General features: G+C 66.1%; 12 protein-coding genes. 5 read left to right on the top strand and 7 right to left on the bottom strand.

Annotated features, from left to right (window positions below; translation table 11 throughout):
* Positions 1-49: 49 nt before the first annotated feature.
* Both LZA78_RS11725 and kdsA read left to right on the top strand, forming a co-directional pair.
* On the top strand, positions 50-1363 hold the full coding sequence (locus tag LZA78_RS11725; protein WP_233677124.1) for a DUF2793 domain-containing protein: 1314 nt from the start codon (positions 50-52) through the stop codon (positions 1361-1363).
* A gap of 114 nt (positions 1364-1477) precedes the next feature.
* Entirely contained in the window at positions 1478-2308 is an 831-nt protein-coding gene (kdsA, locus tag LZA78_RS11720) for a 3-deoxy-8-phosphooctulonate synthase (protein WP_233677123.1), read from the top strand.
* Here the strand turns inward: kdsA and LZA78_RS11715 are convergent, their stop codons facing one another.
* Positions 2309-3700 (bottom strand): phosphomannomutase, encoded by a 1392-nt coding sequence (locus LZA78_RS11715; protein ID WP_233677122.1) that lies wholly within the window; start codon positions 3698-3700, stop codon positions 2309-2311.
* Positions 3701-3848: 148 nt separating this feature from the next.
* On the opposite strand from LZA78_RS11715, the gene LZA78_RS11710 reads away from it, so the two are divergent.
* A complete protein-coding gene (locus LZA78_RS11710) occupies positions 3849-6152 on the top strand; it encodes a rhamnosyltransferase WsaF family glycosyltransferase (RefSeq protein ID WP_233677121.1) in 2304 nt (767 codons plus the stop codon).
* Positions 6149-6967 (top strand): hypothetical protein, encoded by an 819-nt coding sequence (locus tag LZA78_RS11705; protein ID WP_233677120.1) that lies wholly within the window; start codon positions 6149-6151, stop codon positions 6965-6967. The genes LZA78_RS11710 and LZA78_RS11705 overlap by 4 nt, the downstream gene beginning before the upstream one ends.
* On the opposite strand, the gene LZA78_RS11700 is transcribed toward LZA78_RS11705, so the two are convergent.
* On the bottom strand, positions 6964-7635 hold the full coding sequence (locus tag LZA78_RS11700) for an ABC transporter ATP-binding protein (RefSeq protein WP_233677119.1): 672 nt from the start codon (positions 7633-7635) through the stop codon (positions 6964-6966). The two genes, LZA78_RS11705 and LZA78_RS11700, sit on opposite strands and share 4 nt — an antisense overlap.
* Complete coding sequence (locus LZA78_RS11695) at positions 7632-8801, bottom strand: KpsE/RkpR family capsule polysaccharide export protein (protein WP_233677118.1); 1170 nt, start codon at positions 8799-8801, stop codon at positions 7632-7634. Before LZA78_RS11695 ends, LZA78_RS11700 begins: the two co-directional genes overlap by 4 nt.
* Before the next feature lie 95 nt (positions 8802-8896).
* Here LZA78_RS11695 and LZA78_RS11690 point away from each other — a divergent pair, with 95 nt between their 5' ends.
* Positions 8897-9703 carry an ABC transporter permease gene (locus LZA78_RS11690; RefSeq protein ID WP_233677117.1) on the top strand — a complete coding sequence of 269 codons (807 nt, stop codon included), beginning with the start codon at positions 8897-8899 and terminating at the stop codon, positions 9701-9703.
* 5 nt (positions 9704-9708) lie between these two features.
* On the opposite strand, the gene LZA78_RS11685 is transcribed toward LZA78_RS11690, so the two are convergent.
* From LZA78_RS11685 to LZA78_RS11670, 4 genes are all read right to left on the bottom strand, one after another.
* On the bottom strand, positions 9709-12084 hold the full coding sequence (locus LZA78_RS11685; RefSeq protein ID WP_233677116.1) for a calcium-binding protein: 2376 nt from the start codon (positions 12082-12084) through the stop codon (positions 9709-9711).
* 97 nt (positions 12085-12181) lie between these two features.
* A complete protein-coding gene (rlmH, locus tag LZA78_RS11680) occupies positions 12182-12649 on the bottom strand; it encodes a 23S rRNA (pseudouridine(1915)-N(3))-methyltransferase RlmH (protein WP_233677115.1) in 468 nt (155 codons plus the stop codon).
* Positions 12650-13012, bottom strand: coding sequence for a ribosome silencing factor (gene rsfS, locus LZA78_RS11675; RefSeq protein ID WP_233677114.1), 363 nt, complete (start codon positions 13010-13012; stop codon positions 12650-12652).
* A gap of 133 nt (positions 13013-13145) precedes the next feature.
* Positions 13146-14489, bottom strand: a complete 1344-nt coding sequence (locus tag LZA78_RS11670) for a mechanosensitive ion channel family protein (protein ID WP_233677113.1) — start codon at positions 14487-14489, stop codon at positions 13146-13148.
* Positions 14490-14524: the final 35 nt, after the last annotated feature.

The following is a 14524-nucleotide window of genomic DNA, read 5'->3' as shown; positions in this document are numbered from 1 at the left end:
CAGCGCGGAATGATCGCGGCCAACGTCATTCCAGAGCGACAGGATTGCCATGACCGATACCTCCGCCATTCTCGGCCTGCCCTATATCATGCCCTCGCAGGCGCAAAAGCACGTCACCCATAACGAGGCGCTGCGCCATCTCGATGTCATTGTGCAGCTTGCGGTCGTGGCGTTCGACGCAACCACGCCGCCCGCTGTGCCAGTGGGTGGCACTGTTCATGCGCTGGGCTCCGGTGCGACTGGGGCCTGGGCGGGACAGGCGGCGGGCAAGCTTGCGGCCTATCTGGACGGGGTGTGGAATTTCTTCGCGCCGCAGGATGGCTGGATTGCGGCGGCGGGGGAGGATGTGCGCGCCTATGCGGGCGGTGAGTGGGTGCGTGTGGGCGCGACGCAGATGCTCGAGGGGCTCGGGATCGGTACGACTTCGGATGCGACGAACCGCCTCTCGGTCGCCGCAGACGCGACGCTGCTGAGCCACGCTGGCGCGGGGCATCGGCTCAAGCTCAACAAGACTGGGGACACGGAGACGTGCAGCCTGCTCTTCCAGAGCAACTGGGCGGGTCACGCCGAGATGGGGCTGGTAGGCGATACCGACTTTGCGATCAAGACCAGCGCGGACGGGGTGAGTTTCACCCCCGCGCTGCGCCTTGATGCGGCAAGCGGGATCGCCTCGGGCGCGGCTGTGCAATCGGGACGCACCGACGCGACGGAGGGGCGGCTGATGGCGGTAGGGGCGTTCGGCCTTGGCGCTATCGCCGCCCCGGGCGTGGCCGATATCGACGCGACCGACCTGCCCGCCGGGTTCTATGGCGTCAGCCAGAGCGCGACCGGCGCCTTCCCGGCGGGGCTGCCCGCGGGCACCGGCGCGGTGATGGAGATCCTGCGCTACAGCACCGATTTCGCGCGTCAGATCCTGCGGCCTGCCTTTGCCGCAGGCGCTGTGTGGGAGCGCCTTCTGATCAACGGGGCCTGGGGCGCCTGGCGGCAGGTGGGGTTGCCTGCGATGCTGGGCACGGTCTCGCAATCGGGGGGCGTTCCCACCGGGGCGGTGGTCGAGCGTGGCTCGAATACCAATGGCGAGTATGTCCGTTGGGCCGATGGCACGCAGATCTGCACGCGCACGGTGACGGGGGTGGCGGTCAGCACGGCGGCGGGGGTGCTTTGGACCTCGGGCTCGCAAAGCGCCAGTTTCGCCATGCCCTTCGCGGCGACGCCGGTCGGCAGCGGCTCGGTGACCAGTGCGGCGACGGCCTGGGTCAATGCCCGCGCGACCTCGACCACGCAATGGGGGTTTGCGGCTTTCGCCACGGGGTCTTTGACCGGCCAGAGCGTCACCCTGATGGCGACCGGCCGCTGGTTCTGACGAAATCGCATCACCGAACCGCCCCGCCATCGCGCGGGGCGGTTGCCTTTTTGCCCCGCTATGCCCAAGTTGCAGCCAAGCGCCGGACGCCCGGCCAGCCGCAAGGAGCAGAGCATGACCGAGCCGAAAATCGTCACCGTGGGCAATATAGCCATTGGCGGACAGGAGCCGATCGCGCTCATCACTGGGCCGTGCCAGCTGGAAAGCCTCGACCACGCGCGGATGATGGCGGAGAAGATCGCCGAGGCCTGCGCACCGACCGGCACGAAGTTCATCTTCAAGGCCAGCTATGACAAGGCCAACCGTTCCTCGATCAAGACGCAGCGCGGGCTGGGGATGGACGCTGGCCTGACGATCCTGTCGAAGATCCGCGACGAGTTTGGCTGCCCGATCCTGACCGATGTGCATGACGCCGCGCAATGCGCCCCCGCGGGCGAGGTCTGCGACGTGCTGCAAATCCCCGCCTTCCTGTGCCGCCAGACCGATCTACTGCTGGCCGCGGGCGAAACCGGGCGCGCGATCAACGTCAAGAAGGGCCAGTTCCTTGCGCCCTGGGACATGGCCAATGTGGCGGAAAAGATCGCCTCGACCGGGAACCAGAACATCATGCTGTGCGATCGGGGCACCTCCTTTGGCTACAACACGCTGGTCACCGATTTCCGCGGCCTGCCGATTATGGCGCAGACCGGCTACCCGGTCGTGTTCGACGCCACCCATTCGGTGCAGCAGCCGGGCGGGCAGGGCATGACCTCGGGCGGGCAGCGCGAGTTCGCGCCGGTGCTGGCGCGCGCGGCCTGCGCGGTCGGCGTTTCGGCGCTTTTCATCGAGACGCATGAAGACCCGGACAACGCGCCCTCGGACGGGCCGAACATGATCCCGGTCGATCAGATGGCAGGCCTGATCAAGACGCTGCGCGCCTTCGACGCGCTGCAAAAGGGTATCTGATCAGCCAAGCCGCGCGCGCAGTTTCGCAAGATAGCACTGCAGCAGGTGCGCGGCCTCGGCCTCGGTCGCGGCCTCGGTATAGCAGCGGAACTCGGGCGCATTGCCGGAGGGCCGCAGATGCACGATGGCGCCGCCCTCGAAGCGCACCCGCAGCCCGTCGGTCAGATCGAGCGATGTCTCGGCGCCGTATTCGGTGAAGAACCCGGCCCGCGCTGCGGCGCTGTCACGCAGATCGGCGATGAAGCGGGCCGAGACCTCGGGCTCGATCCCGGCGATGCGGTCCGACGCGGTGAAACGCACGGGCAACGCCGCTACCAGATCGGCCACCGGTCGCTGTGCGCTGCGCGCCGCCGCCAGCACCGCGACGATCGGCAAGAGGCAGTCGCGTGTCAGCAGCGGCGCGATGACACCCGCCGGGCCCCGCGCGGCGAAGCCCAGAAGAAAGCCGCCGTTTGCTTCATAGCCGCAAACATGTGCGGCGGGGTCGGTAGCCAGGATCTCCTCCATCGCCGCGATCACATAGGGCGAGCCGATGCGGGTGCGCGCGATCTGTGCGAACTCGGGCATCGTGTCGATCATGGTGTTTGACGAAACCGGCGTGCAGATCACATCCGCCCCAAGTGCCCGCGCCGTCAGAGCGCCCAGCACATCGCCCGGCACGACCTTGCCCGTGGCGTCGCACAGCATCGGCCGGTCGGCATCGCCATCGGTCGAGACCAGCGCGTCGAGCCGGTTCTGCGCGCACCACTCCGCCAGACGCGCGCGGGTGCCCGCGTCCACCGCCTCGGTATCGACGGGGATGAAGATGTCCGAGCGCGCCAGGGCGACAACCTCGGCCCCCATGGCGCGCAGTGCCCCGCCCAGAAGATCGCGTGCGACCGAGCTGTGCTCATAAACCCCCACGCGCAGGCCGCTCAGCGCCTTCGTCCCAAAGGCCTCGGTATAGCGGCGCTGGTAGGCCGCACCCGCCTGACCGCCGGATATGCGTGTGCCGCCGCCGGGGCCGGGTGCCGCGCCTAATGCCGACAGGATGCGTGCCTCGTCGTCTTTGGTAATCTCGCCTGCCGGGGTGTAGAACTTCAGCCCGTTGCGGTCGGCGGGGATATGGCTGCCGGTAACCATGATCGCCGCATGGCCCGCACCCATCGCCGCCAGCGCCAGCGCGGGCGTCGGCAGCGCGCCGCAATCAATCGCGGTCAGACCCGATTGCACGATGGCGCGCATGATCTCCTCCGCGATTGCGGGCGAGGAGGGGCGCAGATCCCAGCCCACATGCACCGCCCCGCCATGCGCGCAGCTTGCCAGAAAGGCGCGCGTGTAATCGGCCACCAGATCGGGCGTCAGCTCGGTCACAAGGCCGCGCAGGCCGGAGGTGCCAAATTTGGGCGGCATGGTCGTGGACTCCCAAGTCTTGATCGCGGCGACTATGCGACAGCGGGGCGGGGGGCGCAATCGGGCGGGCGGATCTACAAAACACGGTTCACGCAATCTTAAGAGGTCGCGCCCTAGCCTCACGCTACCCCAACGAGCGACCGGCCCCATGACCCCATTCATTTACATCACCCTCGCCGTATTTCGGCCCGACCCCGGCTATCTTGAGGCGCAATTGCAATCTCTTGTGGCGCAGGAAGGGGTCGAAACCCATCTTGTCGCGGTGATCGCGGATCGGGTTTCGGGGCCGCTGGTGGCGCGTCTTTGCGCCGATCTGGACCTTGGCCTGACACTGGTCAGCACTGACCGTAATCTCGATTCGGTGCGCGCCTTTGAGGCCGGGCTTGCCCGCGCGCTGGCCCTGTCGGAAGAGCAAAACCGCCCCGACGCGCTGTTCGCGCTGAGCGATCAGGACGACATCTGGCACCCTGACCGGCTGGCGCGCGGCGTTGCTGCCCTGGGCGACAGCCCCGCAATGCTCGCGCATAGCGACGCGCGCCTTGTCGATGCACAGGGCGCGGTGATCCACCCCTCGATGTTCGCCTATGAGCGGCGCGACCGGCGCCCCGGCCTGCGCGGGCTGCTCTATCGTAACACGATCACAGGCATGACCGTGCTGATGCGCCGCGCAGTGCTTGAGATCGCGCTGCCCTTCCCGGCGCAGGCGGGCATCCATTTCTACCATGACCTCTGGCTTGGACTGGTGGCCGAGGCTGCGGGCGGCGTGGTGCTGATCGACGCGCCGCTGGTTGATTACCGCCAGCACGGCGCCAATACCGTCGGCGCCGTCTCGCGCGAGCCCTGGCGCCTGCCGCGCTTCGACAAGGTCTGGCTGCGCCGCCGTGCGACCAGCTACGCGCTGGCGCGCTATTTGGCCAACAGCACCTATCTGCGCATGGCCGAGGCCGTGGCCAGCGGGCGACTGGTCGATGGTTCGGCGCGGATCGCACCGATCCGCCCCTACCTGCGGCGGTTGCGCGGTGCGGGCAGCTTTGCCGCCGATGCGTTGCGGCTGACGCTGCGCGGTCAACTCACGCGCGCCCGCATCGCCGGCAGCTTTGCCGTGGTCCATTTCGGGCGCGCCGTCTGGGCGCTGCACCGCACCCTTGACGAGGGGCTCAACCCCGCGCTGGCCCGGTTTGATGAGCGGCTCTATTCCCTCTCGCCCGGCGTTGCACCCCGCGCGGTCGAGCCTGCACCGGCCCCCCCCACGCATCCGCTGAAAAGCTACCGCGAGCTGATCGACCTGCGTAAATCGGCACGCTGGACCCCGGCCTTCGAGGCACCCTGCCCGGCCATCGTGGTCCTCGTGCCCACCCTCAACCCGACCGAGATATTCGCCGGGATCGTCACCGCCCTCGACATCGCAATCGGCCTGGCCGAGCGCGGGCTGACCGTGCGCCTTGTTGCCACCGACCTGCCGATGGCGGCGCCCGCGGCCTCGCGCGCATTCGTGCTGAACCGGATGAGTGCGGCAGGTCAGGCCTCGGGCGCGGCCGAGCGGATCTCGCTGCATTGCGGGGTGCAAAGCGCATCCCTGCCGCTGCATCGCGAAGATCGCTTTCTGGCGACGGCCTGGTGGACGGCCCATGTCGCGGACCGGCTGATCCGCCAGCATGGCTTTCACCACGACCGGTTTCACTACCTGATCCAGGATTTTGAGCCTAATTTCTACGCTTGGGGGCCTGAATATGCCGACGCGCTGGCAAGCTACGGGCTGAACTTCGCCCCGATCTTCAACACGACGCTCTTGCGCGACTATTTCCACCAGGAGGGCTTCGGTTTTGCCGGTCGGCAGACGCTCGCCTTCCACCCTGCCATCGACATCGACCGCTACAGCTGGGGGCAGCGCCGCATGGCGACGGGGCCGCGCAGGCTGGCGCTTTACGGCCGGCCCGAGGTGCCGCGCAACATGTTCGCGACGGGGCTCGAGGTCATCGCCCGCTTTATCGAGGCCGAGAACCTTCAGCCCGGGCAGATCGAGTTGGTCTCGGTCGGGCTCAAGCATGGGAACGTCAATATGCCCAACGGGCTGCGGCTGATCAGCCTCGGCAAGCTGCCCTATGAGGATTATCCGCAGTTCCTGCTCGATACCGATGTCGGGTTGTCACTGATGTATTCCCCGCACCCCAGCCATCCGCCGATCGAGATGGCGGCCTCGGGCGTGCGCGTGGTGACGAACAGCTTCGGGCCGAAAGATCTGGCCAGGCTTAGCCCCGCGATCCTTTCCGCCGCGCCCGAGGTTCCCGCGTTAAGCGCCGCACTTTCGCGCGCTTGGCACTGCGCCCCGGTAAGCGCGCAGGAACGACAGATCGCGCTTGGCGGCCTTGGCCTGTCACCCGAGGCGATGATCGACGCATTGGCGGCCGAGCTTGGCGCCCGGCTGCCGCAACACGAACGGATGGTTTCATGAAACGCCAGATATTGCTCCATGTCGGATCGCCCAAATGTGGCTCGACCTACCTGCAACAGGTGATGCTGAAGAACCGCGCGGCGCTGCTGGATCAGGGCGTCCACTACCCAAAGCCGCCCGGCAACCACCCCGGCAATGCGGCGGATCTGAAGGATATCGACGCCGCCCGCCTGAACGCGCTGTTCGAGGGGCAGACCCATACCGTGGTGCTGAGCCATGAAGACCTTTACGCTCTGCCGCAGCATGGCAAGGCGCTGGCGGATCTGGTGCGGCGTGAGGGGATATCGGTTCAGGTCATCGCCTTCCTGCGCCCGTTCAGCGAGTTCATGTTCGGCGATTACTCGCAGTTCATGAAGCAGCATTTCGAACCTTGGCTGAGCACGCGCAACCCCTATGACGGGCTCGATTTCGATGCGTTCACCTGCCGCCGTGCCGCGATGATTAAGCCTGCCGTCTACCTGCGGGGCTGGGCGCGATTGTTCCCCGAAGCCCCGCTTGTCATCGCAAGCCATCGCGCTATCCGGGCAACTTTCGAGAGGCTTCTGGGCGCCGAACCCGGCATCGACTGGGAGGTGAACCGCAACCTCACCAACCCCTCGCTGCGGATGGAGGATTGCGATGCGATTGCCGAGGCGATGCGCGACCCGCGGGTCGGCCCGTCCGAGATCCGGGCAATGCTGCGCGCGTCATTCCATCGTGTGGCCGAGAGCGACGCCGGAAAATCGCAGGCGCGGATCGAGATGGCCGAGAAAGCCTTTGCCCCCCAGAACGCCGCACTTCTGCGCGGCTTTGGCTACGACAACCGCAGGGCCTAGTCCTCGGTTTCGGCGGTGTTCATCAGGCGCTGATGGTGGGCGATGGCGGCCTCCACATCCTCATGGAAGTGGAGCCTGCCGTCCTCCAGCACGCAGCCATGATCGCACAGGCGCCGAACCTGCCCCATGGCGTGCGACACGACGATGGCGGCGCTGTCTTGCAGGCGGGCCTCGAACAGGGCCTCGCTTTTGGCCTTGAAGGCGGCGTCGCCCACAGCTGTGACCTCATCGACAAGGTAGGTGTCGAAGCGGATGCCCATCGAGGCACCGAAGGCCAAGCGCGAGCGCATCCCCGAGGAATATTCCCGCACGGGCTGGTGGAAATGCGCGCCAAGCTCGGCAAAGTCGGCGACGAAATCGACCAGCTCGTCAGTATCGACTCCGTAGACCCGGGCGATGAAGCGCACGTTCTGCACGCCGGTCAGATCGGGATGGAAGCTGCCCGCGAAACCCACCGGCCAGGATACCGAGCCGCGCCGCAGCACCCGCCCTGCATCGGGGTCGAGCGCGCCCGAGATCATCCGCAGAAGCGTCGACTTCCCCGCCCCGTTGCGACCAAGAATTGCAACGGCCCGGCGCGGCGGGAAGATCGCGGAAATGTCCAGCGCGACGATCTTGCGCCCTGACCGGGTGCGAAAGCTCTTCGACAGGCCGCGCAACTCGATCATCGCCGGTCCCGCAGCGCGTAATAGGCCATGGCCAGGATCGACCAGCCGAGCATCAGCGCCCCCGCCACCGCCGCAAGCAAGACGAAACGGCGCGGATATTCTGCGGTCTCGGCCAGGGTCGGCGGGACATGGCTGGCAAGGTAACGGGTCTTACGCTGCGCCTCGGCCAGTGCAGCGTCATAGGCCGCAAGCGCCGCCAGATAGCTTTGCTCGGCGAATTGCAGATCGACGGACAGCGATTCATATTCCCCCACCAGCTCGGGGAAGGCCTGCGGATCGCTGGCCTCGGCGCGGCCGAACTGGCTACGCTCGGCCGCCAGACGCTCGCGGATCACAGCCGCTTTCTGACGCGCCTGAACCACGCGCACATCCTGCGCCGAGGTGTTTTCAAGCAGCAGGTCCAGCTCGATCAGCGCGGCGGCAAGCTGCTCCTGAAGCGTGTTGAGCAACCCCGCTCGGCCCTGCGCATCGCTCGCCGGATCGACAATCTGGGTGCGGCTGCGGAATGCCGTGAGCGCGGTGCGCGCCGCCTTAAGCCGCGCAATCGCCTTGTCGCGATCCTCGCGCGCGTTGCGGATCGTATCCTCGCGCGCGATGGCCGAGAGGCGATTGATCAGCGCGCTGCTCTCCTCATAGATCGCGTTGGCGATGGCCTGGGCAGAGGCGGGATCGAAGGCCTCGACCCGCAGTTCGATCAGACCGGTTGCGCTGTCGTGATAGACATGGACCTGCCGCTGCCAATGGGCCGTGAGCGCCTCGATCCGCCGATCCGCGCCAAGGCTGAAAACCGGATCGTCGGGCCGGGTGAAGGCCGCCGCCAGATCGACACGCCGATCCACTGCGCGCACAAGCGCGGGGCTTTGGATATAGTCTTGCAGGATATCGCCGTCCTGCGGGCCCGAACTGCCCAGCTCGGTCAGCCCGCCGAGGATCTGCACGGCGGTGCCGACCTCATGCTTGCGGACCGAGAAGGCAACGTTGCTGGCGAACTGATCGCGCGCCACGGCAAAGAGATAGGCGGCCCAGAGGCAGGCCGGGATCACGACGCATAGCGCGAAGGTGCCGATTAGCCCGACATGGCGGCGGCGCAGGCGCGCGGGCCCCGCCGCGGGGCGGATCTGCGCCACGCTTCGCGGGGCTTCGAGCGGGATTCTGGCGCTTTGCATGGCGGGGCACCCTTTGTTGCGGGACATCCATATTCCCGCAGCTTGGGCCGGTTGCGCTTAATGTGACGTTAAGCGCAGCGGGATATGCAGGGCGCATGACCGTCGCGCCCTTTCCACCTCGCCCCGCCCAACCGCCCAGCCGCCGTGGCGCCGGGCGCGCCATCGCGGCGCTGATCCTGCGCGAGATGAGCACGAGCTACGGGCGCTCGGCCCTAGGTTATCTCTGGGCGCTGCTTGAACCCGTTGCGGGCATCATGCTGATGGCCTTCCTGTTCTCGCTTGTGTTCAGCGCGCCGCCGCTTGGGACGAATTTCGCGCTGTTCTATGCCTCGGGGATCCTTCCGTTCCTTGCCTACCTGGAGATCAGCCAGAAGGTCGCGGTATCGCTGCGCTTCTCGCGCGCGCTGCTGACCTATCCGGGGGTGACATTTCTTGATGCGGTGCTGGCGCGCTTTGCGATCAACGCGGTCACGATGGTGACGGTGGCGCTGGTGATCTACGGGCTGCTTTTTTCGATCTACCGGATCAATGTGATGCTCGACCTGCCCGCCATCGCGCTCGGCTTTGCGCTGTGCTTTGCGCTGGCCCTAGGGGTTGGCACGCTGAACTGCTACCTGCTGACCGCCTTCCCGCTGTGGGAGCGCGCCTGGGCCGTGCTGAACCGGCCGCTGTTCATCGTCTCTTGCGTGTTCTTCGTTTACGATTCGGTGCCCGAGCCCTATCGCGGCTGGCTGTGGTGGAACCCGCTTGTGCATGTCATCGGCCAGACCCGCAAAGGGTTCTATGCGGGCTATGAGGGCGCCTATCTCTCGCCTCTTTACGTGCTGACGGTTTCGGCGATCTGCTTTGCGGCGGGGCTGATCGCGCTGCGCCGCTACCACCGCGATATCGCGCCGTTCTGAGCCGCTCAGATGAAGATGAAGTCCGAGGCGTCGAGGTCTTCGATCCAGAAATGCTCCAAAAAGATCGACTGGCCCGCGTAGGAAATCTCGACCCCGCCGTCATGGGCCGCGATATCGAGCGCGTCGAACCTAGAGCCGCCGACCGGGGTTACGCCCATCAGGCGGATCTTGTCATAACCATCCGCGAAATCGGTGATCACATCGGTTTCGCCCGCGAAATACTCGTTGAAGACGAAGGTATCGAGGCCCGGCCCGCCGGTGATCCGGTCATTGCCCTTGCCGGAGTTGATCGTGTCGCTGCCGGTGCCGCCGTCGATCAGGTCGTTGCCATAGCCCCCGGCGATGAAATCCTTGCCCGCGCCGCCTAGAAGAGTGTCATCGGCCTCGCCGCCGCCAAGGCTGTCGTCGCCATCCCCGCCGATCAGAATATCGCGCCCTGGCCCTCCGCCAAGGTTGTCATTGCCGGGCCCGCCATCGACCCGGTCGGCGCCGTAGCTGCCAGCGATCACGTCATTGCCCTCGCCACCATAGCATTCGTCGTCGCCGGGGCCGCCGCTCATGTTGTCATGGCCGCCCTCGCCGTAAAGCAGGTCATTGTGCGGCCCGCCGCCAAGCGTGTCGTTCCCCTCGCCACCGTAAAGCACGTCGTCGCCATCGCCTCCGCCCAGATCGTCATTGCCCAACTCGCCATAGAGCACGTCATTGCCTTCGGCTGCGGCGATCGTGTCATCGCCGTCGCCGCCATAAAGCCAGTCGTCGCCGTCGCGCCCCAGAAGCGAGTCATCCCCCGCATGGCCGTAGATTGTGTCGTTGCCGCCGTCGCCATCCAGGAAGTCATTCGACGAACTGCCCGAGATCAGATCGGCCAGATCGTCGCCCACGATGATCAGCGGCGCGCTTCCGTTGACGGGCGGCGGTGGGTCGGGTTCCGCCGGGGGGAGCGTTCCGCTTTGCAGCGGACCCACGGTAACGGTGACATGCGTGCCGCCCGTCACGATCAGCTGCGCGATATCGGATTGCGTCAGCGGCTGGCCCGAGGCGCTGCGCAGGATTAGGGTTTCCGCCCCAAAGGTCAGAATGCCGCCATCGCTGGTCGGCACGAACTGCGCCTGGCTGGCCGAGTAGAACCCGCTCCACCCCGACAGGTCGATCCGGTCGAGACCCGGCGCGATATCGGTGATCGTGTCGCTTTTCCCGTCGGCGCGCAGCACGAAGATATCGCGCCCCGCCCCGCCCGAGAGCACCTCGGACCCCGCGCCATCGCTCAGGATATCGTCGCCCGCGGTGCCGGCCAGGCTGGTGCCCATGGCCTGTGCGACGATGCCGAAGCCGGACAGATCGACACTATAGCTGCCCAAACCCGCCTCGGCCGAGGCCGTGGTGAAGATGCGCAGCGTGTCGCCCTCGATCAACGCGGCAAGCGCGCTGACATTGTCGAGCACCGCTGCGCCGGTGTCGGCCAGCGTGCCCAGATGCACGAGCCGCCCCCATCCGGTCAGCGCGAACAGGCTAAGTCCGTCATCGCTGCCCGCCACCACCACGAAGGCATGGTTGCCATCCGAGACAACCGCCATCTGCGTCAGGCCCGCGAACCTTGTGCCCAGATCGTCGATCACATGGTCGGTCACGCTGAGCGCGCCGCCCTCCCCAACCGCCATCACGGTCAGCGAGGATGACCCCGCCGCGCCCACCACCAGATAGGCGCCCTGCGTCAGCTGCGCTCCGCCAAGCGCCGTGACGGTGTCGAGCGGCACGGAATCGAGCTTGCCGAGGCTCGACACGGCATTCAGCGTGCCACCCGCGCCAAGGGCATAACCGGTCACGCCATCCTCGGTCGCCGAGCCTACGAAGACATAGCTTTGGCCGCCCACGCTCAGCCAGGCCATATCCGCGATCGCTCCGGCATGGGTTTCGGGCGTGTCGGCGATGGTCTGCACCGGGGTCAGCACCCCGTTGGCCCAGGTGAACACGGTCAGGCCCGCGCCGCTTGCGGGCGCTGCCACCAGATAGTTCTGCCCGCCCGAGTTGACCCCCAGAAGCGACACCGCCGTGATCTGCGAGGGCGCAAGCGACAGATAACCGGCCTGCGCGCTTTGATTGCCGATCAGGGTGCTGGCAAAGGCCGCCTCGATCTCGGCCACCGACAGGCTGCCCGCGCGGCCCGCGACGGTGGCGGCCAGCCGAGTTTCGGTCAGGTGGTAGCGCTCCAGCAATAGGCTGGGTGAGCCGGTCGCGCCGATGCCGAAGATATAGCTGGCGCCGAAGCCGTAATCGGCCACGGTGATCTGCCCGTCCGCGCTGAGCAGGATCGAGGCCGTCGGTGACGGCAGGCTGAGCCCGCCCCCGTAGATCGTCCCGGTGAAAACCAGATCCGACGCCATGCGCCCACTCCTGCCAGCAAGAACTCTCTGGCCGCGAGTGTCACCGATAGCGGTTTCGCAAGTGTTGATAAGCCAGGGTCAGGGCCGGATTTGCCGCTCAGACCCGGTGATAGGGTGTGCCCGCCACGATCTGCCCGGCGCGGTAAAGCTGTTCGGCCAGCATCACGCGCACCAGCATATGCGGCCAGACCATCCGCCCGAAGCTGAGCGACCAGTCGGCGCGGGCGCGCAGCGCGGGTGCGATGCCATCCGCCCCGCCGATCACGAAGCTCACGTCGCGCGCCTGATCGCGCCAACCCGCAAGACGCTCTGCGAATTCGGGGGAGGAGACCAGATCGCCGCGCTCGTCGAGCGTGACCAGAACCGACCCCGCCGGGATCGCACGATCCAGCAACGCGGCCTCGGCCTCCATGCCGAGGTTCTTCTTGTCCTCGACCTCAATGATCGAGGCCTGCCCGAGCCCAAACGCCCGGCCGGCCTTGCCGAACCGTTCCAGATAGTCGGAAATGAGCTCCAGCTCGGGGCTCTTGCGCAGTCGGCCGACCGCGCAGATCGTCACTTTCATTCAGACGCGCCCGCCAGCCGGCATCCACATCTTCTCGAGCTGATAGAACTCGCGCACTTCGGGGCGGAACACATGGACGATCACGTCCTGCGTGTCGATCAGCACCCAGTCGCCCTGATCCTTGCCCTCGATCTTGCACTGACGGCCGAACTCGTCCTTGAGACGCTCGGTCAGTTTCTCGGCGATGGCGCCGACCTGACGCGAGCTGCGCCCCGAGCAGATGACCATGTAATCGGCAATCGACGAGCGACCGCGCAGGTCGATCGTGACGATATCCTCGGCCTTGTCATCTTCGAGGGAGGAAAGGACGCGCGCCAGAAGCTGGTCGCTCGTCACTTCGGCACCTGCCAGCTTGGCCGTCATGAGTGCCACCTTTGCGCCGGAACTGCCGGACGCGACAGATAAATGAGACAGGACATAGTCCTCCAGAGGTTCAAGCGCCGCCTTTGCCCCGGCGCCGGGCATAATAAAAACGTAACATCGGCGGGGCCAAATCTCAACTTCCGGCCTGCGGATTTTCGCCGCTGGCCGTTACGTCGAGCCTGGACCCACCGAGTACCCGCACTTCGCGCTGCGGGAAGGGGATAGAGATTCCGTTCGCGTGGAACGCATCCCAGAGCGCCAGATACACGGCTCCGCGCACGTTGGTAAGCCCCTCGACGGGGTCTTCGATCCAGAATCTGAGCACATAATCGACAGAACTCTCACCAAATCCGGTGATATGGCACACGGCGGGGCGCGATTTCAGCACCCGCGGCACCGATTGCGCGGCACTGACCGCCAAGGCGCGCACCTCGTGCGGGTCGTCGTGATAGGAGGTGCCGAAGGTCAGGTCGATCCGCACGAACTCGTCGGAATGGGACCAGTTGACCACCTGGCCGGTGATCAGATCCTCGTTCGGGATCAGGTATTCCTTGCCGTCGCGGGTGACGACCGAAACATAGCGCGCGCCAAGCGAATTGATCCAGCCGAAGGTCTCGCCCAGGCTGATCACATCGCCCGGCTTGATCGACTTGTCGAGCAGGATGATCACCCCCGACACGAGGTTCGATACGACCTTCTGCAAACCAAATCCAAGGCCCACGCCGATGGCGCCTGACAGAACCGCCAGCCCGGTCAGGTCGAACCCCACAGATTTCAGGCCGATGAAGAAGGCCGCGCCGTAAAAGACGACCTGCATCACCTTGATCACCAGTTCGGCCATCGAAGGCGAGATATCCTCGTTCCCGCGAATGCGCGCCGTGGCCCGCCCGGTGACGATCCGCGCCCCGGCAATCAGCAATGCGGTCAGCGCCAGCGCCTTGAGCACCGCCAGCGCTGAAAGGCGGAAGCCGCCCAGGTCGATCGCCGCGCCGTCAAGGATACTTGCCGCCTCGTCGGCAAAGCCAAGGTAGTGCAGCGTGACATAGATCCATGCGCCCCATGTCACGATGCGCCGCAGAAAACGGTTGTTGATCAGGCGTGTGATCAGCCCGACCACGAGCCAGGCCGTGACCAGCGTCGCGGCCAGATCGACAAGGAACCGGCGCGAGTAGAAGCTGCTCATCTCGCTGAGCACGAAGACCGATATCCAGGCCAGCACGACAAAGATCATCCCGCGGATCCGCTTGCGAAGCAGAATGGCCGCTCGCATCTGGCGCGTGCTCAGCTCATGCTGGCGGGCCCAATCGTCGACTTTGGGTGCAAGCCACATCCGGCCGAGATGGGCAATGCCCAGACACCCCAGAATGATCGCGAATTGCCACAGCCGGGAGGGCAGGACCATCGACCGAAAGAATATCTCTATCTGGGCCCAGATCGACTGGATCGCCTTGAGTGTCTCGGGGTCTATTAAATCCACGCGGTCCTCCCTGAAACCACGATACAGGCAAATCA

The sequence above is a fragment of the Rhodobacter flavimaris genome, assembly GCF_021378075.1.
GTDB classification, from domain to species: domain Bacteria; phylum Pseudomonadota; class Alphaproteobacteria; order Rhodobacterales; family Rhodobacteraceae; genus Rhodobacter; species Rhodobacter flavimaris.
This window is presented reverse-complemented; position numbering and strand designations above follow the sequence as displayed.